This is a genomic window from Thermohalobacter berrensis, from assembly GCF_003609645.1.
Classification (GTDB): Bacteria; Bacillota; Clostridia; order Tissierellales; family Thermohalobacteraceae; genus Thermohalobacter; species Thermohalobacter berrensis.
Map to the genome: position 1 here is coordinate 38,012 of NZ_MCIB01000038.1, position 20,257 is coordinate 58,268.

A 20,257-nucleotide genomic window follows, 5' to 3' on the forward strand; every position below is an offset into this window, starting at 1 on the left:
AGGAGGTATAGGTATGTTAGAAGTTGATAAGAAAACTTTTGAAGATGAGGTTTTAAATGCCGAAGGATATATTTTGGTTGACTTCTGGGGAAGAAATTGTGAACCTTGTAAGGCATTAATGCCACATGTTGAAGAATTAGAAAAAAAATATGGAGATAAGATGAAGTTTTGTAAATTAGATACTTCAAAGGCTAGAAGACTTGCTATTAAGCAAAAAGTGTTAGGATTACCAACAATAGCAATATATAAAGATGGAGAAAAACTTGAAGAGTTGACTAAAGATGATGCTACTAAAGAAAATATAGAAGAAATGATTAAAAAATATGTTTAATTAAACTTGCCTATTATTTTTACCGATATTGGCTATGCCAATATTGGTAAAAATAAGATATATGCTGGAATACCAGCATTAAAAGTATTAACCGAAAGTTTAAGGAGGTGAACTGTATGCGTCTTGAGTTAGGTAAGATTAACATTAAGGATGTTCAGTTTGGAAGTGAAACAAAGGTGGAGAATGGCGTTTTATACGTCAACAAAGAAGAACTTATTACACTTATTAGTGAAGATGAAAACTTAAAAAGTGTAGATGTAGAATTAGCTAAACCTGGCGAAAGTGTAAGAATTATGCCAGTAAAGGACGTAATTGAACCTAGAGTTAAGGTTGAAGGGCCAGGTGGAATTTTCCCAGGTGTTTTATCAAAGGTGGATACTGTAGGTACTGGAAGAACAAATGTATTAAAGGGTGCTGCAGTAGTTACAACAGGTAAGATAGTTGGGTTCCAAGAGGGTATTATTGACATGAGTGGCCCTGGAGCAGATTACACACCATTTTCTAAGCTAAATAATGTTGTTTTAGTATGTGAGCCTAAAGATGGACTAAAACAACATGAGCATGAGGCAGCTGTTAGATTAGCAGGATTAAAGGCTGCTAAATATTTAGGTGAAGCAGCTAAGAATGTAGAGCCAGATGAGGTAAAAACTTATGAATCATTATCTCTATTAGAGAGTGTAAACAAGTATCCAAATTTACCAAAAGTAGCATATGTTCTAATGCTTCAGAGTCAAGGATTATTACATGATACTTATGTTTATGGTGTAGACGCTAAGCAGATTGTACCATCAATAATGTATCCAACAGAATTGATGGATGGTGCTATTATAAGTGGAAACTGTGTTTCAGCTTGTGATAAGAACACAACTTATCATCATCTAAATAACCCAATAGTTGAAGATTTATTTGAAAAACACGGTAAAGAATTAAATTTTGTAGGGGTTATTATAACTAATGAAAATGTTTACCTAGCAGATAAACAAAGATCTTCAAATTGGTCAGCGAAATTAGCTGAATACCTTGGAGTAGATGGAGTAATTATTTCTCAAGAAGGATTTGGAAATCCAGATACTGACTTAATAATGAACTGTACTAAAATTGAGAAAAAAGGTATTAAGACTGTAATTGTTACAGATGAATATGCTGGTAGAGATGGAGCTTCACAATCATTAGCAGATGCTGACCCATTAGCAAATGCAGTAGTAACTGCAGGTAATGCTAATGAAATTATAAAACTACCAGCAATGGATAAAGTAATAGGACACGTAGAACCAGCTAATACAATTGCTGGTGGATTTGATGGAAGTTTAAATGAAGATGGCACAATAGAGGTTGAGCTACAGGCTATAACTGGTGCTACAAATGAATTAGGATTTAGTAAATTAACAGCAAAAGGATATTAATAAACTAATAAAGAAAGGATGGGTGATGATGGGATTATTTGACGGTAAAAAGGTAATTATTATTGGCGATAGAGATGGAATCCCAGGGCCAGCTATTGAAGAGTGCCTAAAAACTACAGAAGCTGAAGTAGTATTCTCATCAACTGAATGCTTTGTCTGAACTGCAGCAGGAGCAATGGACCTAGAAAACCAGCAGAGAGTTAAGGATTTAACTGAAAAGCATGGAGCAGAAAATGTAGTAGTAATATTAGGTGCAGCGGAAGGAGAAGCTGCAGGATTAGCTGCTGAAACAGTAACTGCTGGAGATCCAACTTTTGCAGGTCCATTAGCAGGAGTCCAGTTAGGACTCAGAGTATATCATGCTGTAGAACCAGAATTCAAAAACGAAGTAGATCCTGAAGTATATGATGAACAAATAGGTATGATGGAAATGGTTCTTGATGTTGATGAAATTATTGAAGAAATGAAAGATATTAGAGAAGAATATTGTAAATTTGATGACTAATTAAATAATACCCGTGATGAGAGGGGGGAAAGAATGAGTAAAATTAAAGTTGTTCACTATATAAATCAGTTTTTTGCCGGAATAGGTGGAGAGGAAAAAGCAGACCACAAGCCAGAGGTTAGAGAAGGTGCTGTTGGTCCAGGAATGGAGTTTAACAAAAGATTTAAAGGTGAAGCTGAAATAGTTGCTACTGTAATATGTGGAGATACTTATTTCAATGAAAATACAGAAGATGCTAAGAAGAAAATATTAGAAATGGTTAAAAAATATAATCCAGACATATTTATAGCAGGACCAGCTTTTAATGCTGGTAGATATGGAGTTGCTTGTGGTACTATAACTAAAGCTGTTAATGATGAACTTCAAATCCCTGTTTTAACAGGAATGTACATTGAAAACCCTGGCGCTGATATGTTTAAGAAAAGTGTATATATTGTTGAAACAAAAAATAGTGCGGCAGGTATGAGAAAAGCTGTTAAATCTATGACAAAACTAGCATTAAAACTTGCTAAAGGAGAAGAAATCGGAACTCCTGAAGAAGAAGGATATATGCCAAGGGGAATTAGGAAGAACTATTTTGCTCAAGAGAGAGGATCTAAGAGAGCTGTAGATATGCTAATTAAGAAGTTAAAAGATGAAGACTTTACTACCGAATATCCAATGCCAGACTTTGATAGAGTAGAACCAAATCCTGCAGTTAAGGATTTAGCAAATGCTAAAATCGCTTTAGTAACTTCAGGTGGTATTGTTCCAAAGGGCAATCCAGATCATATAGAGTCTTCAAGTGCTTCAAGATATGGTAAATACGATATTGCAGACTTTAATGATTTAACTAGTGAAGACCATGAAACTGCCCATGGAGGATATGACCCAGTTTATGCTAATGATGATCCTGATAGAGTTTTACCTGTAGATGTATTGAGGGATCTAGAAAAAGAAGGTGTAATTGGAGAACTTCATAGATACTATTACGCAACTGTGGGTAATGGTACAGCAGTATCAAGTGCAAAGAAGTTTGCTGCTGAATTTGCAAAGGAATTAAAAAATGATGGTGTGGATGCAGTTATATTAACATCAACCTGAGGTACTTGTACACGTTGCGGTGCAACGATGGTAAAAGAAATAGAAAGGGCTGGAATTCCAGTAGTTCACGTATGTACTGTAGTACCTATTTCATTAACTGTAGGTGCTAACAGGATAGTTCCAGCAGTGGCAATACCACACCCATTAGGCAATCCAAATCTAGACAAAGATGCTGAAAAACAAGTGAGAAGAAAATTAGTTGAAAAAGCTTTAAAAGCTCTTCAGACTGAAGTTGATGGTCAAACAGTATTTGAAGACTAAAAGTAAAAATAAGTCTAAAAATGGGTGATGATTATTCATCACCCATTTTAATAAACAAATAGCCCATAATAATTTGGAGGTGTAAATATGACCCAAGCTATTATTAAAGGTACAGGATATGTATTGGTACATGCGCCAGATATGGTTATTCATAACGGAACTACTCAAACTTCAGAAAGACTAGTTAATCCTGATTCAGAGTATCTAAAGAAGCTTCCAGAACATCTTCGTAGTTTTGATGAAGCTGTGCATTATCCACCAAATCAAGCTTACATAGGAAATATTACACCAGAAGATTTAAGAAATTATGACATGCCTTGGTATGATAAAAAAGTGGAGAATGCAGATAGATTTGGAAAATTCGGAGAGATTATGCCACAAGATGAGTTTATAGGCTTAATGAAAATAGTAGATGTTTTCGATTTAGTTAAGTTAAATAAAGAGTTTACAAAAAAAGTAAAAGAAAAATTAGAAAAGCATCCTCTAATTAGTGAAGAATTAATAGCAAAGCTAAAGGATGGAGATGACCAACAAGAAATAGATAAATATATTAATGAGCAGCATGCAGAGGGTATTTATCATAACGGAAATTTAGTTGGTTGTGTAAAAAGAGCACATGAAATTGATGTTAATCTAAGCTCTCATGTTTTGTTTGAAAACTTAGTAACTAAAGCATCAGGAGTTTTAGCGTTATTAAATCTTTTTGAAAAACAGGATATAAATCCAGATGATATTGAGTATGTAATTGAGTGCTCTGAAGAAGCATGTGGAGATATGAATCAAAGAGGTGGAGGAAACTTTGCAAAATCAATAGCTGAAATTGCTGGATGTAACAATGCAACTGGTTCTGATACAAGAGGCTTCTGTGCAGCTCCTACACATGCTTTAATAGAAGCAGCTGCATTAGTAAAAGCTGGAGTATATGAAAACGTAGTTATTGTAGCAGGTGGAGCAACTGCAAAGTTAGGTATGAATGGTAAAGATCACGTTAAAAAAGGTATGCCTGTATTAGAGGATACTTTAGGTGGATTTGCTATTTTGGTAAGTAAAAATGATGGAGTAAATCCAATATTAAGAACAGACCTAGTAGGTAGACATACAGTTGGTACAGGTTCATCACCACAGGCTGTTATTACTTCTCTAGTAACTACACCACTAGATAAAGGGGATTTAAAGATTACTGATATAGATAAATATTCAGTAGAAATGCAAAATCCAGATATAACAAAACCATCAGGGGCAGGAGATGTACCAACTTCAAATTATAAGATGATAGGTGCTTTAGGAGTAAAAAGAAAAGAGCTTGAAAGAAAAGAATTAATGAATTTTGTAAAAACTCATGGTATGCCAGGTTGGGCGCCAACTCAAGGACATATTCCATCTGGTGTACCTTATGTAGGATTTGCAAGAGAGGCAATGCTAAATAATGAAATAGATAGAGCTATGATTGTTGGAAAAGGTAGTTTATTCCTAGGACGTATGACAAATCTTTTTGATGGTGTATCTATAGTTATAGAAAGGAATACTGGTAAACTTCGAGAAGAAAAAGGTTTATCAGAAGAAGAAGTTAAAAAAATGGTTGGAGAAGCATTAAGAGAATTTGCGTCACACTTACTGAAGGATTAGAGGTGATAAGTATGGCAGATAATAATGTTAAAAAAATGTTGGGAAAAGTTTTTAATGATATTGCTGACGCAATTGAAACAGGACAGTTTGGCAGAAAGGTTAGAGTTGGTATAACAACGTTAGGAAGTGAACATGGAGTTGATAACATTGTTAAAGGGGCTGAATTAGCCCAAGAGAAGGATAAATCAATGGAAGTAGTTTTAATAGGTCCCAAAGTTGATACAAATCTAGAAATTGTAGAAGCAAACAATGAGGAAGAAGCTCATAAAAAAATGGAAAAGTTATTAGATGATGGGGATATACAAAGTGCAGTTACAATGCATTATAATTTCCCAATAGGAGTATCAACTGTTGGAAGAGTTGTTACACCAGGAAAGGGTAAGGAAATGTTTATTGCTACTACAACAGGTACATCATCTCCCCATAGAGTAGAAGCAATGATTAAAAACGGGATATACGGTATAATTACAGCAAAAGCTATGGGAATTAAGAATCCTTCGGTTGGTATATTAAATGTTGATGGTGCAAGAAAAGTTGAAAGTGCCTTAAAAGAGTTAAATGAGAATGGTTATGAAATTAATTTTACAGAATCAATAAGGGCTGATGGCGGTTCAGTTATGCGAGGAAACGATTTACTTGTAGGGACTCCAGATGTTATGATAACTGATACGCTTACCGGTAACTTGTTAATGAAAATATTTTCATCATTTACTACTGGAGGCAGCTATGAAGCAATGGGATATGGTTATGGTCCTGGTATAGGTGAAGGTTATGAAAGAACGATTATAATTTTATCAAGGGCCTCAGGAGTACCTGTAGTAGCTAATGCAATCCAGTATGCAGCAGACTTAGCAAAGGGAAATATTGTTCAAACTGCTAAAGAAGAATTTAATAAAGCTAAAAAAGCTAAATTAGATGAAATATTAAAAAATCTTAAAAATAAAGATAAAGGCACTTCAGAAGATACAGAAGAAATAACTCCGCCCTCTAAAGAAGTTGTAACAGGCTCTATTTCAGGTATCGATATTATTGAATTAGAAAATGCAGTTAGAACTTTATGGAAAAACGGAATATATGCAGAAAGCGGAATGGGCTGTACTGGACCTGTTGTAATGGTAAGTGAAGATAAACTTAATAAAGCTTTAGAAGTTTTAACTAAGGCAGGATATACTACAAAAGAATCAGACCCATGCTAACAAAAGCCCTAGGTTAGCCTAGGGCTTTTGTTAGCCAACACTGTTTAAAGATATTAAAAATTTTAATTTTAAGTATTTTTTAAAGAATATTTAAATATATTTTTTATAGAAAAGTAATATACTTTTATGGTATTATTAAAGTAGAATTATTTAACGCAGAATTAACATTTTATAATAGGGAGGTATTATAATGTTTAAAAAGGTTCTTTCGTTACTTATGGTTAGTGTATTTATTCTAACGCTAGCAGTTGGATGTGGTGCTGGTGGACAGAATGATACTGGTGAAAATGAAGACAAAGTAAAAATTGCAATGGTTACTGACGTCGGAGGAGTTAACGACCAATCATTCAATCAATCAGCATGGGAAGGTTTACAAAGAGCTGAAGAGGAATTAGGTATCGAGGTATCATACTTAGAGTCAAATCAAGATGCAGATTACATACCAAATCTTGAAACTCTTTTAGATGCTAATAACGACTTAATTTGGGGTATTGGATATAAGATGGGTAATGCTATATTAGAAGCTGCAAAACAGAATCCAGATCAAAAATATGCTATTATAGATTATGCATATGAGGATACACCTGATAACTTAGTTGGAGTAGTGTTTAAAGCTGAACAACCATCTTTCCTAGTAGGATACATTGCTGGTAAAATGACTGAAACAGGAAAAGTTGGTTTTGTTGGTGGAATAAAAAGTGCAGTTATAGATGGATTTGATTATGGCTTCCATGCTGGTGTTAAATATGCAAACCCTGATGTAGAAATTATAAGACAATATGCAGAATCATTTACTGATTCAGCAAAGGGTAAAGCTATAGCAACTAACATGTTCCAAAATGGAGCAGACATAGTGTTCCATGCTGCAGGGGCAGTTGGTGATGGCGTTATAGAAGCAGCTAAAGAACAAGGAAAATATGCTATAGGTGTTGACAGAGACCAAAATTACTTGGCACCAGACAATGTTATTACTTCAGCTATGAAAAGAGTAGACAATGCTATGTTTAATATGGCTAAAGAATTAAAAGAAGGAAATTTCCCAGGCGGTCAAACAGTAGTATATGGATTAAAAGAAGGTGGAGTTGATATAGCTCCTACAACAAGCAAGCATGTACCAGCTGATATACTTGAAGAGGTTGAAGAATTAAAGCAAAAAATCATTGATGGAGAAATTGTAGTTCCATTTAATGAAGAAACTTATAATGAGTTTATATCAGAAAATATTAAATAATATTTGAATTAACTGAAGATTTGACCTATAATGAAAACAGCTCGGACTTTGTCTGAGCTGTTTCAACATTTTTTAGAGGGATAGGAGGTTATTTCTTTGGATGGCAGAAACTTCAAAGAAAAAGTTGTAGAAATGAAAAACATAACAAAGATGTTTGGAGACTTCAAAGCAAATGATAACATAAACCTAACTGTGCATAAAGGAGAAGTACATGCTTTGTTAGGTGAAAATGGAGCAGGTAAAACAACATTAATGAATGTACTGTATGGTTTGTATCAACCTACATCTGGTGAAATATATATAAAAGGTAAAAAGGTAAATGTAGAGAATCCCAATGTTGCAATAGAAAATGGAATAGGTATGGTCCATCAGCACTTTATGCTTGTAGAACCATTTACTGTTGCAGAGAATATTATATTAGGTATGGAAACAACTAAAGGTATTGGAGTATTAGACAGAGATAAGGCTATTGAAGATGTGGAAAAGCTTTCAGAACAGTATGGTTTATATGTTGATCCAAATGCAAAAATACAAGATATTACAGTTGGTATGCAGCAAAGAGTTGAGATTTTAAAGGCACTTTATAGAGGAGCAGATATATTAATTTTGGACGAGCCTACTGCAGTTTTAACACCCCAAGAGATTGAAGATTTAATAAAAATAATTAAAAATTTAACTAATGAGGGAAAAACTGTAATAATTATTACTCATAAATTAAAAGAGATTAAACAGGTAGCAGATTATTGTACTATTATAAGAAGAGGAAAATATATTGATACAGTAAAGGTAAGTGAAACAACAGAAGAAGAGTTAGCTTCTAAAATGGTAGGTAGAGAAGTCAGCTTTAAAGTTGATAAGGAAGAAAGAGAAACAGGTGATACTGTTCTTAAAATAGATAATCTAGTTGTAAGGGATAACAGAAATATTAAGGCTGTAGATGGACTATCACTAGAAGTAAAGTCAGGTGAAATACTAGGTATAGCAGGTGTAGATGGGAATGGACAGAGCGAATTAATAGAAGCAATAACTGGCTTAAGGGAAGTGGAATCAGGAAAAGTGTATTTTAATAGTAAAGATATTACTAATAAAACACCTAGAGAAATAATTGATAGTGGTATATCAACTATACCTGAAGACCGTCAAAAAAGAGGATTAGTTTTAGAGTTTACTATTGCAGAAAATACTGTTTTGGAGAACTATGATAGAGAGCCATTTTCAAGAAAAGGAATATTAAATGAAAACAAAATTAAGGAATATGCCAAAGACTTAATAAAGAAGTTTGATGTAAGGCCTAATAATGAAAAAATAAAAGCAAAGGCCTTATCAGGAGGAAATCAACAGAAGGTAATTATTGCTAGGGAAGTTTCTAATGATCCAGATTTACTAATAGCAGCCCAGCCAACTAGAGGTTTAGATGTTGGGGCTATAGAATTTGTTCATAAATCTTTAGTAGAACAAAGAGATAAAAATAAAGCCGTTTTATTAGTTTCCTTGGAGCTAGATGAGGTTTTAAATGTGTCAGATAGGATTGCTGTAATATACGAAGGAAAAATAGTAGATATAATAGATGCTGAAGAGGCTGATGAAAAAACCCTAGGATTATTAATGGCTGGGAGAGGTGGAAAAAGAAATGAAAACTAAGTTAAAACTTAAAGAAAAATTATTTTCAGGAAATCTTGGTTTTACTCTTTTCTCTATAGTAATTGGTTTTGTAGTTGGTGCAATCGTTCTTTTAATTGCTGGCTTTAATCCTTTGGAAGCTTATAGTGTTATGATATCAGGAGTGTTTAGTCGTCCTAAATATATATCTTGGACTATTATATATGCTACTCCTATAATTATTACAGGACTTTCTGTGGCATTTGCTTTTAGAACTGGATTATTTAATATAGGTGCTGAAGGTCAATATATAATCGGTTCTTTAGTTGCCACTGCAATAGGATATTTTTTAAAGCTTCCTCCAGTTATACATTTTATTTTTGTTTTCATAACTGCTGCCCTAGCTGCAGGGTTATGGGGAGCAATAGCAGGATACCTTAAGGCAAAATTTGGTGTCCATGAAGTAATTGCTACTATAATGCTAAACTGGATTGCTCTTTATTTAAATAACTATTTTGTAATGCTTGAAGGCTTTAAAAGACCACAAAGTGAGACTTCATATGAAATTCAAAATACTGCTAGTATTACTATTTTAGAAAACTGGAAATACTCAGATGTAGGAAGGGAATGGCTATCTAATTATCCAATACTAAAAGATATCTTAGCAGCTCCTGTAAATTTAGGGTTCTTAATTGCTATTTTACTTGCAATTTTGGTTTGGTATATATTAAATAAAACTACTTTAGGTTACGAGCTAAGGGCTGTAGGTTTTAATAGACATGCAGCTGAATATGGTGGAATTAATGTAGAAAAAAGTATGGTTATTTCAATGTTTATAGCAGGTGCCCTTGCAGGTATAGCTGGTGCTCTACAAGTTACTGGTGTTACAAAAAGTGTTGCAATTTTAGCAGCCATGGAAGGATATGGATTTGACGGTATAGCTGTTTCACTTATAGGAAGCAACACAGCATTTGGTAGTATATTTTCAGGCCTTTTATTCGGTATGTTAAAATATGGTGGACCTAAAATACAACCCTTCTTAAGAGCGCCTTCAGAAGTCGTTAACATAGTTATCGGTACTATAGTTTTCTTTGTAGCAATACCAAAATTTATTAGAATGTTAGGTTCGCTGATGAACAAGAAACGAGGTGAAAAGAATGTTGGATAATATACTTGAGAGCTTAGCGTTTATTCTAGGAACTACACTAATGTATTCAGCACCTTTAATATATACCGCCTTAGGTGGAGTTATATCTGAAAATTCTGGAGTTGTAAATATAGGACTTGAAGGTATGATGACAATAGGGGCATTTTTTGGTGCAACTGTTGGATATTATAGTGGAAACCCTTGGCTTGGTTTTTTAGTTGGAGGATTAGCAGGGGGAGCCTTAGCACTTCTTCATGCAATAGCATCAGTTACATTTGCTGCAGACCAAGTGGTCTCAGGTATTGCAATAAACTTTTTAGGACCAGGTCTTGCCTTGTTTCTTAGTAGAATGTTTTTTGATGGAGCTACAATGACTAGACCAATAGATTTAGAAGATAAAATACCAAGAAGTTTAGATAAAATACTTACTAAGGGAACTTTTATAGAAAAAGTTTTTAATCAATATGATACGGTGTATTTAGCCTTTATATTAGTGGCTATTATTTGGTTTATTCTTTACAAAACTAAATTAGGATTAAGAATTAGAGCGGTAGGTGAACATCCTAAAGCAGCTGATACATTGGGTATAAATGTATATAATATAAGATATTTATGTGTTTTTCTATCTGGAGTATTTGCGGGATTTGGTGGAGCAGCAATGAGCTTAGCGGTAGTTTCAAATTTTAGACCGACATTAATTTCAGGGCAAGGGTTTATTGCACTTGCAGCTATGATTTTTGGTAAGTGGAAACCACAGGGAGCAATGTTGGCATGTCTTCTATTTGGTGCAGCTCAAGGGTTAGTTGTATTCTTAGGTGGAACTGAATTCCAGGTACCATCAGAAATATTAGCAATGATACCTTATGTATTAACCCTAATTATATTAATGGGATTCGTTGGTAGAGCAACACCACCAGCTGCTGATGGTGTACCATATGAGAAAGATAGTAATTAAAAAAAGTTCTTTAGCCATATGGCTAAAGAACTTTTTTTATAAGTATTTTTTTTGGTATAATCTAAATAAGAGGTAATATATATTTAATAAAGAAAGAAACAAATACTACCTTTATTATGCTCTTCATTTTCAAAGTTTCCACTCTATTAATGTAAAATTCGAGGTGAATAAAATGAAGTTAGGATTTGAGTTAACACTTGAACAGACTCAAAAATTAGTCATGACACCCCAATTAAGACAAGCTATACAGATACTCCAGTTTAATAATCAAGAATTACTAGAGTATATAGATACTCAAATAGAGATAAACCCACTATTAGAAATAGATTTTGAGGGAGGACTTTACGAAAGTTTAAAAGATAAAGATAATAATCAAGATGAAATCGATTGGAAAGAGTATTTAGGTGAATATGATGATATTAGTTATAGAAATTTTAGTTATAAAAATAATGATGATATAAACTATGAGAACTTTGTTTCCACAAAAACCTCATTAAAAGAGCACTTGATGTTTCAGTTAAACCTAAGTCTTTTTAAAGAAGAACATAAAAGAATTGGTAGACTAATAATTGAAAATATTGATAAGAATGGTTACCTAATTACAGATATCGATGAATTCCAAAGGTCTTTAGATGTAGATAGAAAGGATGTTGAAAACGTTTTAAAAATTATTCAGACCTTTGATCCTGTTGGAGTAGGGGCTAGGAATATTAAAGAGTGTCTAACTATTCAATTAAAAGCTAATAAAATTGATGATCCTATTGTTTACAAAATAGTTGAGAACCATTTAGAAGATATTGCAAAAATAAGTTATCTAAAATATCTAAAAAGTTAAACATATCTTTGAAAGAAACACAGAAAGTATGTGATTTAATAAAAACATTAGAACCAAAGCCAGGGAGAGGATTCATACATGAAAGTGACGATTTAAAGTATATAGTACCAGATATTATATTAGAAATTGTAGACGGAGAATTTATAGTACAAGTAAAAGATACTACTGCCCCTAGGCTTAAAGTTAATAAATTTTACAAGGAGCTATTACAGAAAACTAAAGATGGGAATATATCAGACTATGTAAACAGTAAGTTGAATTCTGCCCTATGGATTATTAAAAGCATAGAACAAAGAAGAATGACCCTTTATAAAGTTGCCAATTCCATTGTTAAATTTCAAAAAGATTTTTTTACTAAGGGAAAAATTGCCTTGAAACCTCTTACTCTTAAGGATGTAGCAGATGATATAGATGTACATGAGTCCACAGTAAGTAGAGCAATAAATGGAAAATATATTCAGACCCCCAGAGGTATATTTGAACTTAAATTTTTCTTTTCAAACGGAATATCTAGTAAAAATGGAGATATATCTACAACTAGTATAAAAACTATGATTAAAGATTTAATAGAAAGTGAAGATCCTAAAAAGCCTTTAAGTGACCAAAAAATTGTTAATAAATTGAAAGAAAAAAATATAAAAATATCAAGAAGAACAGTAGCCAAATATCGTGATGAATTAAATATACCTTCTTCTACTTTAAGAAGAAGATTTTAGCTTTCATCCCTTGAATTTTTATATGAGCTTGAGTATAATATAAATTGTGATCAGGCTCATATTTTTTTTATGGGTATGGGACACGTAATATATACATGGGATGGAATGTGACCCGTATATATATCTTATTAAAGGGTAAACTATACTATAGTATTTATAATTATTTAAAAGTAACTACACATAATATGGGACAGAAACTGACAACATGGACACAAAGTGTCCACAGGGAGAGTTTTATATGAAAGAAATAGTTAACTTACAAAAAAAGATTATACCAGAAATGATTGAAATACTCGAAAAGAGGTATAATATCTTAAGGAGTATATATTATAATGAACCAATTGGAAGGAGAACAATAGCTGCAAGATTAGATATTGGCGAAAGGGTTGTCAGAACAGAAGTAAATGTATTAAAAAAACAAGGACTTTTGGAAATAAAATCTTCAGGAATGCATATAACAGAAGAAGGTAAAGAGTTAATAGATCAACTTAAAGAATTTATGCATGCCCTTAAGGATTTAAATACCTTAGAAGAAAAACTTGAGAAAAAACTAAATATCAAAAAAGTAATAATTGTCCCTGGTAGTTATGATGAAGATGAGCATGTTATAAAAGATATTGGAAAAAGAGCTGCAAAGTTTATAAGTGATATAGTAAAAAATGGAAATATCATAGGTGTAACTGGTGGAACTACTATGGCTAATGTTGTAGAAGAAATCCCACCTTTAAAGGATAAAAAAGATGTTCTTGTACTCCCTGCAAGAGGAGGCCTTGGCAAATATGTTGAAACCCAGTCTAATAATATTGCAGCAAAATTAGCACAAAGGCTTGGAGGTAAATATAAACTACTCCATGTCCCAGACAATATTGGAAAGGAAGCACTAGAGACTTTATTACAGGTACCAGAAATTAATAATGTTATAAAAACAATAAAAAATATAAATGTATTAGTTTTCGGAATAGGTAGAGCAGATGTTATGGCAAAACGTAGAAAGCTAAGAAAGGAAGTTATAGATAAGCTAATGGAAAGAGGAGCAGTTGCTGAAGCCTTTGGATACTATTTTAATACTGAAGGAAAAAAAGTTTGGGAGTCTAGTACTGTTGGACTTTCTCTATGTGATTTTAAAGAAATTGATACAGTTATAGGGGTTGCAGGTGGTACAACTAAGGCAGAAGCTATAATTGCCATATCAACATTAAGAAATGATATGACTCTAATTACAGATGAAGGAGCAGCAAAAAAAATCTTAAGTATAGTCAATTAGGCTACTAATAAAGTAGCTAAAAAATAAACTAAGGAGGTAATAAAATGTCAGTTAAAGTAGCTATTAATGGTTTTGGAAGAATTGGTAGAAATGTTTTAAGAGTTATGATGGAAGACAAAGTAGAGGAGCTAGATGTAGTTGCAATTAACAACCCTGGTAAGGTAGAGGAGTTAGCTCACCTATTTAAGTATGATTCATGCTTTGGAAAGTTTGAAGGAACAGTAGATACTGAAGGTGAATACATAGTAGTTAATGGAAAGAAAATAAGAGTTTATAGTGAAATGGATCCAGAAAACTTACCATGGGGAGACTTAGGAGTAGACATTGTTATTGAATCAACTGGAGTTTTCAGAGACAGAGAAGGAGCTTCAAAACATATTAAAGCAGGAGCAAAGAAAGTAATTATTTCAGCTCCAGCTAAAGGTGAAGATGTAACTGTAGTTATGGGAGTAAATGAAGAAGATTATGATCCAGCTAACCATCACATTGTTTCAAACGCTTCATGTACAACAAACTGTTTAGCACCAGTTGCAAAAGTGGTACTTGAAAAATTAGGTGTTAAAAAAGGTTTAATGACTACAGTACACTCATACACAAATGACCAAAGAATATTAGATGGAACTCATCAAAAAGACTTAAGAAGAGCAAGAGCTGCAGCTGAATCTATTATTCCAACAACAACAGGAGCAGCTAAAGCTGTTGCATTAGTATTACCTGAACTAAAAGGTAAGCTAAATGGTATGGCAATGAGAGTTCCAACTCCAACAGTATCAGTAGTAGATGTAACTTTTGAGGTAGAAAAAGAAACTACAGCTGAAGAAGTAAACAAAATATTAAAAGAAGCAGCAGAAGGAGAATTAAAAGGAATCCTTGGATACTCAGAAGAGCCTCTTGTATCAATAGACTATAGAAAAGACCCACGTTCATCAATTGTAGATGGATTATCAACAATGGTTATAGATAAAATGGTTAAGATAGTATCTTGGTATGACAATGAGTGGGGATACTCAGCAAGAGTAGTTGACCTAGCTAAATATATTGCAAGCAAAGGACTATAATAGACAGAAGACCGGTTTTGCGTATTATTGCAAAACCGGCCTTTAACCTTTTATCACATTTTAATATCTTCTGAAGGAGGGAAAAACATGTTAAATAAAAAGACAGTTGAAGATATTCAAGTTAAAGGGAAAAAAGTACTTGTAAGATGTGACTTTAACGTACCTATGGATGATGATAGGAATATAACTGATGATAGAAGAATAAAAAGTGCATTACCAACTATAAAGTATATAATAGAAAATGGTGGAAAAGTAATATTAATGTCACACTTAGGTAGACCAAAGGGAGAGCCTAAGCCAGAATTAAGCCTTGAGCCAGTTGCAAAGAGATTAGCAGAATTATTAGGAAAAGAAGTAACTTTTGCAGATGAGGATACAGTTGTAGGGGATGAAGCTAAAAAAGCAGTTGAAAATATGAAAGAAGGAGATGTAGTGTTACTTCAAAACACAAGATTTAGAAAAGAAGAAAAGAAAAACAATCCAGAGTTTGCTAAAGAGTTAGCTTCATTAGCGGATGTTTTTGTAAACGATGCTTTTGGTACTGCTCATAGGGCACATGCTTCAAATGTTGGTGTAAGTGAGCATCTTCCAACAGCTGCTGGATACTTAATAAAGAAAGAAATAGAAGTTATGGGTAAAGCTATGTCTAACCCAGAGAGACCATTTGTTGCTATTTTAGGAGGAGCAAAAGTATCTGATAAAATTGGTGTAATAGAGAATTTAATGGAAAAAGTAGATACATTACTTATTGGTGGCGGAATGGCTTATACTTTCTTAAAGGCAAAGGGATATGAAATAGGAAAATCACTTTTAGAAGAAGATAAAATAGATTTAGCAAAGAAATTAATGGAAAAGGCAGAGGAAAAAGGTGTAAAACTTTTACTACCTGTTGATACTGTAGTTGCAAAGGAATTTAAAAATGATACAGAATTTAAGACAGTAAAAGTAGATGAAATTCCTGAAGATATGATGGGATTAGATATTGGCGAAGAAACTATAGAGTTATTTGAAGCAGAAATTAAGAATGCTAAAACTGTTGTATGGAACGGACCAATGGGTGTATTTGAGATGGAAAACTTTGCAAAAGGTACAGAGAGCATAGCAAAGGCTATGGCAGAGTCAAGTGCTGTTACAATTGTAGGTGGAGGAGACAGTGCTGCTGCTGTTGAAAAAACAGGATATAATGATAAGATGACTCACATATCTACAGGTGGAGGAGCATCATTAGAGTTCTTTGAAGGAAAGACATTACCAGGCATAGCGGCTATTGAAGATAAATAAGGGGGATTTTATAATGCGTAGACCATTTATAGCTGGAAACTGGAAAATGAATAAAACTATTTCTGAAGGTTTAGTGTTAGTAAAAGAACTTAAGGAAGTAGCGGAAAAAACAGATGTAGAAGTGGCTGTATGTGTTCCTTTTATAGCTTTAAAAGATATTAAAGAAGAAATAAAAGATAGCAAAATAAAGCTTGGAGCACAAAATATGCATTGGGAAGAAAGTGGTGCATTTACTGGAGAAATATCACCTGTAATGCTTAAGGATATCGGAGTAGATTATGTTATTATAGGCCACTCAGAGAGAAGACAATATTTTAATGAAACTGATGAAACAGTAAATAAAAAGATAAAATCTGCATTAAAACATGAAATAAACCCAATAGTTTGTGTTGGTGAGACACTAGAAGAAAGAGAAAAAGGTATTGAGAAGGATATAGTGAAAAACCAAGTCCTTAAGGCTTTCGATGGAGTAGAAAAAGATGATGTTACTAAGATAGTTATTGCCTATGAACCAATTTGGGCTATTGGTACTGGAAAAACTGCTTCAAGTGAAGATGCTAATGAAATGTGTGCATTTATCAGAAAGACTATAGAAGAAAAATACGGTATAGATGTATCAGAAAGGGTTAGAATTCAATATGGAGGTAGTGTAAAGCCTCATAATGTAACAGATATTATGAATCAAGCAGATATTGATGGAGCTCTAGTAGGTGGAGCAAGCCTTAAAGCAGATGCCTTTACAGAAATAGTAAATTTCTAAAACAAGGAGGAAAAAAATGTTTGACAAATTAGTAGCTCTAATAGTTTTAGACGGTTGGGGAATAGGCGAAGAATACGAAGGAAACGCTATAAGTAAAGCTAACACACCAAATTTTGATAGATTAATTAAAAATTATCCTAATACTACTTTAGAAGCAAGTGGACTAAACGTAGGATTGCCAGAAGGACAAATGGGAAATTCTGAAGTTGGCCATCTAAATATAGGTGCTGGAAGAATAGTTTATCAAGATTACACTAGGATAAATAAGTCAATAGACAATGGTCAATTTTATGAAAATAAAGAGTTCCTTAAAGCAATTAATAATGTAAAGGAAAAGGACTCTAAGCTTCATATTATGGGGTTACTATCAGATGGCGGAGTTCACAGTCATAATACACATCTATACTCACTTTTAAATCTAGCTAAAAAGCATGGAATTGAAAAAGTATATGTACATTGCTTTTTAGATGGTAGAGATGTTCCACCGAAAAGTGCTAAAAAATATATTGAAGAGTTAGAAGAAAAGTTAAATGAAATTGGCATTGGTGAAATAGCAACAGTTGCTGGTAGATACTATGCAATGGATAGAGATAAGAGATGGGACAGAACTGAAAAGGCATATAATGCATTAGTATTAGGTAAGGGTATAGAAGTTGCAACAGCTATTGAAGCAGTAAATAGGTCTTATAGTGAAGATGTAACAGATGAATTTGTCATTCCATCAGTTGTAACTAAAAATGGAAAACCAGTAACAACTGTAGATGACAGTGATTCTATAATATTCTTTAACTTTAGACCAGATAGAGCTAGACAAATAACAAGGGCTTTTGTAGATGAAAATTTTGAAGGGTTTGATAGAGATAAGAAAGTAAATGTACATTTTGTAGGTATGACCCAGTATGATAAAACTATTGAAAATATGAATATAGCATATAAACCTCAGAAACATGAGAATACCTTAGGAGAATATGTAAGTAGCTTAGGGGTTAAGCAATTAAGAATTGCAGAAACAGAGAAGTATGCCCATGTGACATTCTTCTTTAATGGTGGAGTAGAAGAGCCAAATGAAGGTGAAGATAGAGTATTGATTCCTTCTCCAAAAGTTGCAACATATGACTTAAAACCAGAAATGAGTGCTATAGAAGTTAAGGATGAGGTTATTAAAAGAATTAGAGAAGAAAATTATGGTTTAATTGTATTAAATTTTGCTAATCCAGATATGGTAGGTCATACTGGAAAATTAGATGCAGCAATAAAGGCAATCGAAACAGTTGATTCATGCTTAGGTGAGATTGTAGAAGAAATACAAAAAGTTAATGGAAAAGTGTTAATTACTGCTGACCATGGAAACTCAGAGTTAATGATAGATCAACATTCAGGAAAAACTTTAACTGCCCATACAACAAATAAAGTGCCGTGTATAATAATTGGTGAAGGAAATGTAAAGTTAAGGGAAGGAATCCTTGCAGATGTAGCACCTACCATATTAGATATGATGGGTGCACAAATCCCAGAAGAAATGACTGGTAAGTCTTTAATAACAAGATAATATTGGCTAGTTAGCTAGTATATACTAGCTAATTACCCTTAATATACAATTTAGAAAATAACAAGGAGGAGATTATGATGACAATAATTGCTGATGTTTATGCTAGAGAAATATTAGATTCAAGAGGAAACCCTACTGTAGAAGTGGAAGTATGGACTGAAAGTGGTGCATTAGGAAGAGCTGCAGTACCATCAGGTGCTTCAACAGGAGCTTTTGAAGCAGTAGAATTAAGAGATAAGGATGAAAACAGATATTTAGGAAAAGGTGTTACTAAGGCTGTAGGAAATGTAAATAATGTAATTGCACCAGAAATTATTGGTATGGATGCATTAGATCAAGTGGGTATAGATAAAAAAATGATAGAACTAGATGGTACAGATAATAAAGGAAAATTAGGGGCTAATGCTATTTTAGGTGTTTCACTAGCAGTTGCTAAAGCTGCTGCAAATGCATTAGGAATGCCATTATATCAATACATAGGTGGAGTTAGTGCAAGAACTCTTCCAGTTCCAATGATGAACATCTTAAATGGTGGTAAGCATGCAGATAACAACGTTGATATTCAAGAGTTTATGGTAATGCCAGTAGGAGCTAAAAGCTTTAAAGAAGCTTTAAGAATGGGTGCTGAAATATTCCATAATCTTAAGAAAGTATTAAAAGGAAAAGGCTTAAATACAGCTGTTGGTGATGAAGGTGGATTTGCACCAAACTTAAGCTCTAATGAAGAAGCATTATCCACAATTGTAGAAGCTATAGAAAAAGCTGGTTATAAGCCAGGTGAAGAAGTTCTTCTTGCATTAGACGTTGCTTCTACAGAATTATATGACAAAGAAGAAAATGTATATAAACTAGAAGGTGAAGGAAAAGAGCTTACTGCAGAAGAATTAGTAGGCTTCTATGGAGATTTAGTTGAAAAGTACCCAATAATCTCAATTGAAGATGGTCTTGATGAAGAAGATTGGGAAGGATGGAAGCTACTGACTGAAAAACTAGGAAAGAAAGTACAGCTTGTTGGTGACGATTTATTCGTAACTAACACTGAAAGACTTGCAAGAGGTATCGAAAATGGAGTAGCTAACTCAATTCTAATTAAAGTAAACCAAATAGGAACAATTACAGAAACTTTAGATGCAATTGAAATGGCAAAAAGAGCAGGATATACTGCAGTAGTATCACATAGGTCAGGTGAAACTGAAGATACTACAATTGCTGATTTTGTTGTAGCAACTAATGCAGGGCAAATTAAGACTGGTGCACCTTCTAGAACAGATAGAGTTGCTAAGTATAACCAATTACTAAGAATAGAAGATGAATTAGCAAATATTGCAGAATATAAAGGTAGAGATTCATTCTATAACTTAAAATAATTTTGGATAAAATGAATAAATAGAGGAAATTTTGCCAAATAATAAGGATGGATTGTCTATCCTTATTATTTGGTTTTATATTTTTGAAAG

16 protein-coding genes and 1 pseudogene are annotated in these 20,257 nt (G+C 33.2%); all 17 read left to right on the top strand.

Translation table 11 applies throughout. The features are described 5' to 3' along the window. The first annotated feature begins 13 nt into the window (after positions 1 to 13). The 17 genes and pseudogenes from trxA (at position 14) to eno (ending at position 20,167) form a co-directional block, all read left to right on the top strand. Positions 14 to 331, top strand: a complete 318-nt coding sequence (gene trxA / locus BET03_RS12105; RefSeq protein WP_120170562.1) for a thioredoxin TrxA — start codon at positions 14 to 16, stop codon at positions 329 to 331. Between the two features lie 116 nt (positions 332 to 447). After that, positions 448 to 1,734, top strand: coding sequence for a glycine/sarcosine/betaine reductase component B subunit (locus BET03_RS12110; RefSeq protein ID WP_120170563.1), 1,287 nt, complete (start codon positions 448 to 450; stop codon positions 1,732 to 1,734). Positions 1,735 to 1,762: 28 nt separating this feature from the next. After that, positions 1,763 to 2,239: a glycine/sarcosine/betaine reductase complex selenoprotein A gene (grdA, locus tag BET03_RS12115; RefSeq protein WP_120170564.1), complete on the top strand. Its 477-nt coding sequence runs from the start codon at positions 1,763 to 1,765 to the stop codon at positions 2,237 to 2,239. A gap of 33 nt (positions 2,240 to 2,272) precedes the next feature. Beyond that, complete coding sequence (gene grdB, locus BET03_RS12120) at positions 2,273 to 3,583, top strand: glycine reductase complex selenoprotein B (RefSeq protein ID WP_120170565.1); 1,311 nt, start codon at positions 2,273 to 2,275, stop codon at positions 3,581 to 3,583. Positions 3,584 to 3,670: 87 nt separating this feature from the next. Then, positions 3,671 to 5,209: a glycine/sarcosine/betaine reductase complex component C subunit beta gene (gene grdC / locus BET03_RS12125; RefSeq protein WP_120170566.1), complete on the top strand. Its 1,539-nt coding sequence runs from the start codon at positions 3,671 to 3,673 to the stop codon at positions 5,207 to 5,209. 11 nt (positions 5,210 to 5,220) lie between these two features. Next, positions 5,221 to 6,405, top strand: coding sequence for a glycine/sarcosine/betaine reductase complex component C subunit alpha (gene grdD, locus BET03_RS12130; protein WP_120170567.1), 1,185 nt, complete (start codon positions 5,221 to 5,223; stop codon positions 6,403 to 6,405). A gap of 190 nt (positions 6,406 to 6,595) precedes the next feature. After that, positions 6,596 to 7,636: a BMP family lipoprotein gene (locus BET03_RS12135; RefSeq protein ID WP_120170568.1), complete on the top strand. Its 1,041-nt coding sequence runs from the start codon at positions 6,596 to 6,598 to the stop codon at positions 7,634 to 7,636. Between the two features lie 132 nt (positions 7,637 to 7,768). Then, positions 7,769 to 9,277, top strand: a complete 1,509-nt coding sequence (locus BET03_RS12140) for an ABC transporter ATP-binding protein (protein WP_120170620.1) — start codon at positions 7,769 to 7,771, stop codon at positions 9,275 to 9,277. Continuing rightward, on the top strand, positions 9,267 to 10,403 hold the full coding sequence (locus tag BET03_RS12145) for an ABC transporter permease (protein ID WP_120170569.1): 1,137 nt from the start codon (positions 9,267 to 9,269) through the stop codon (positions 10,401 to 10,403). The genes BET03_RS12140 and BET03_RS12145 overlap by 11 nt, the downstream gene beginning before the upstream one ends. Then, a complete protein-coding gene (locus BET03_RS12150) occupies positions 10,393 to 11,337 on the top strand; it encodes an ABC transporter permease (RefSeq protein ID WP_183108856.1) in 945 nt (314 codons plus the stop codon). Before BET03_RS12145 ends, BET03_RS12150 begins: the two co-directional genes overlap by 11 nt. Before the next feature lie 220 nt (positions 11,338 to 11,557). Further along, a pseudogene (gene rpoN, locus BET03_RS12155) lies at positions 11,558 to 12,888 on the top strand (RNA polymerase factor sigma-54). A 238-nt stretch (positions 12,889 to 13,126) separates the two neighbouring features. Further along, a complete protein-coding gene (locus tag BET03_RS12160; RefSeq protein ID WP_120170571.1) occupies positions 13,127 to 14,152 on the top strand; it encodes a sugar-binding transcriptional regulator in 1,026 nt (341 codons plus the stop codon). A gap of 44 nt (positions 14,153 to 14,196) precedes the next feature. Continuing rightward, positions 14,197 to 15,210, top strand: coding sequence for a type I glyceraldehyde-3-phosphate dehydrogenase (gap, locus tag BET03_RS12165; protein WP_120170572.1), 1,014 nt, complete (start codon positions 14,197 to 14,199; stop codon positions 15,208 to 15,210). A gap of 87 nt (positions 15,211 to 15,297) precedes the next feature. Beyond that, the gene (locus BET03_RS12170) at positions 15,298 to 16,491 is read left to right on the top strand and encodes a phosphoglycerate kinase (RefSeq protein WP_120170573.1); all 1,194 of its coding nucleotides are present in this window, start codon (positions 15,298 to 15,300) and stop codon (positions 16,489 to 16,491) included. A 13-nt stretch (positions 16,492 to 16,504) separates the two neighbouring features. Then, complete coding sequence (gene tpiA / locus BET03_RS12175; protein ID WP_120170574.1) at positions 16,505 to 17,251, top strand: triose-phosphate isomerase; 747 nt, start codon at positions 16,505 to 16,507, stop codon at positions 17,249 to 17,251. 16 nt (positions 17,252 to 17,267) lie between these two features. Beyond that, positions 17,268 to 18,800, top strand: a complete 1,533-nt coding sequence (gene gpmI, locus BET03_RS12180; RefSeq protein ID WP_120170575.1) for a 2,3-bisphosphoglycerate-independent phosphoglycerate mutase — start codon at positions 17,268 to 17,270, stop codon at positions 18,798 to 18,800. A 77-nt stretch (positions 18,801 to 18,877) separates the two neighbouring features. Beyond that, a complete protein-coding gene (gene eno / locus BET03_RS12185) occupies positions 18,878 to 20,167 on the top strand; it encodes a phosphopyruvate hydratase (RefSeq protein ID WP_120170576.1) in 1,290 nt (429 codons plus the stop codon). Positions 20,168 to 20,257 lie beyond the last annotated feature (90 nt).

Excerpts from the sequence above, each read along its gene's own strand:
- eno (WP_120170576.1), top strand. The coding sequence starts at position 18,878 with ATGACAATAATTGCTGATGTTTATGCTAGAGAAATATTAGATTCAAGA.
- BET03_RS12145 (WP_120170569.1), top strand. The coding sequence starts at position 9,267 with ATGAAAACTAAGTTAAAACTTAAAGAAAAATTATTTTCAGGAAATCTT.
- trxA (WP_120170562.1), top strand. The coding sequence starts at position 14 with ATGTTAGAAGTTGATAAGAAAACTTTTGAAGATGAGGTTTTAAATGCC.
- BET03_RS12135 (WP_120170568.1), top strand. The coding sequence starts at position 6,596 with ATGTTTAAAAAGGTTCTTTCGTTACTTATGGTTAGTGTATTTATTCTA.
- BET03_RS12160 (WP_120170571.1), top strand. The coding sequence starts at position 13,127 with ATGAAAGAAATAGTTAACTTACAAAAAAAGATTATACCAGAAATGATT.
- gpmI (WP_120170575.1), top strand. The coding sequence starts at position 17,268 with ATGTTTGACAAATTAGTAGCTCTAATAGTTTTAGACGGTTGGGGAATA.
- gap (WP_120170572.1), top strand. The coding sequence starts at position 14,197 with ATGTCAGTTAAAGTAGCTATTAATGGTTTTGGAAGAATTGGTAGAAAT.
- BET03_RS12140 (WP_120170620.1), top strand. The coding sequence starts at position 7,769 with ATGAAAAACATAACAAAGATGTTTGGAGACTTCAAAGCAAATGATAAC.
- grdC (WP_120170566.1), top strand. The coding sequence starts at position 3,671 with ATGACCCAAGCTATTATTAAAGGTACAGGATATGTATTGGTACATGCG.
- BET03_RS12110 (WP_120170563.1), top strand. The coding sequence starts at position 448 with ATGCGTCTTGAGTTAGGTAAGATTAACATTAAGGATGTTCAGTTTGGA.
- BET03_RS12150 (WP_183108856.1), top strand. The coding sequence starts at position 10,393 with ATGTTGGATAATATACTTGAGAGCTTAGCGTTTATTCTAGGAACTACA.
- tpiA (WP_120170574.1), top strand. The coding sequence starts at position 16,505 with ATGCGTAGACCATTTATAGCTGGAAACTGGAAAATGAATAAAACTATT.
- BET03_RS12170 (WP_120170573.1), top strand. The coding sequence starts at position 15,298 with ATGTTAAATAAAAAGACAGTTGAAGATATTCAAGTTAAAGGGAAAAAA.
- grdD (WP_120170567.1), top strand. The coding sequence starts at position 5,221 with ATGGCAGATAATAATGTTAAAAAAATGTTGGGAAAAGTTTTTAATGAT.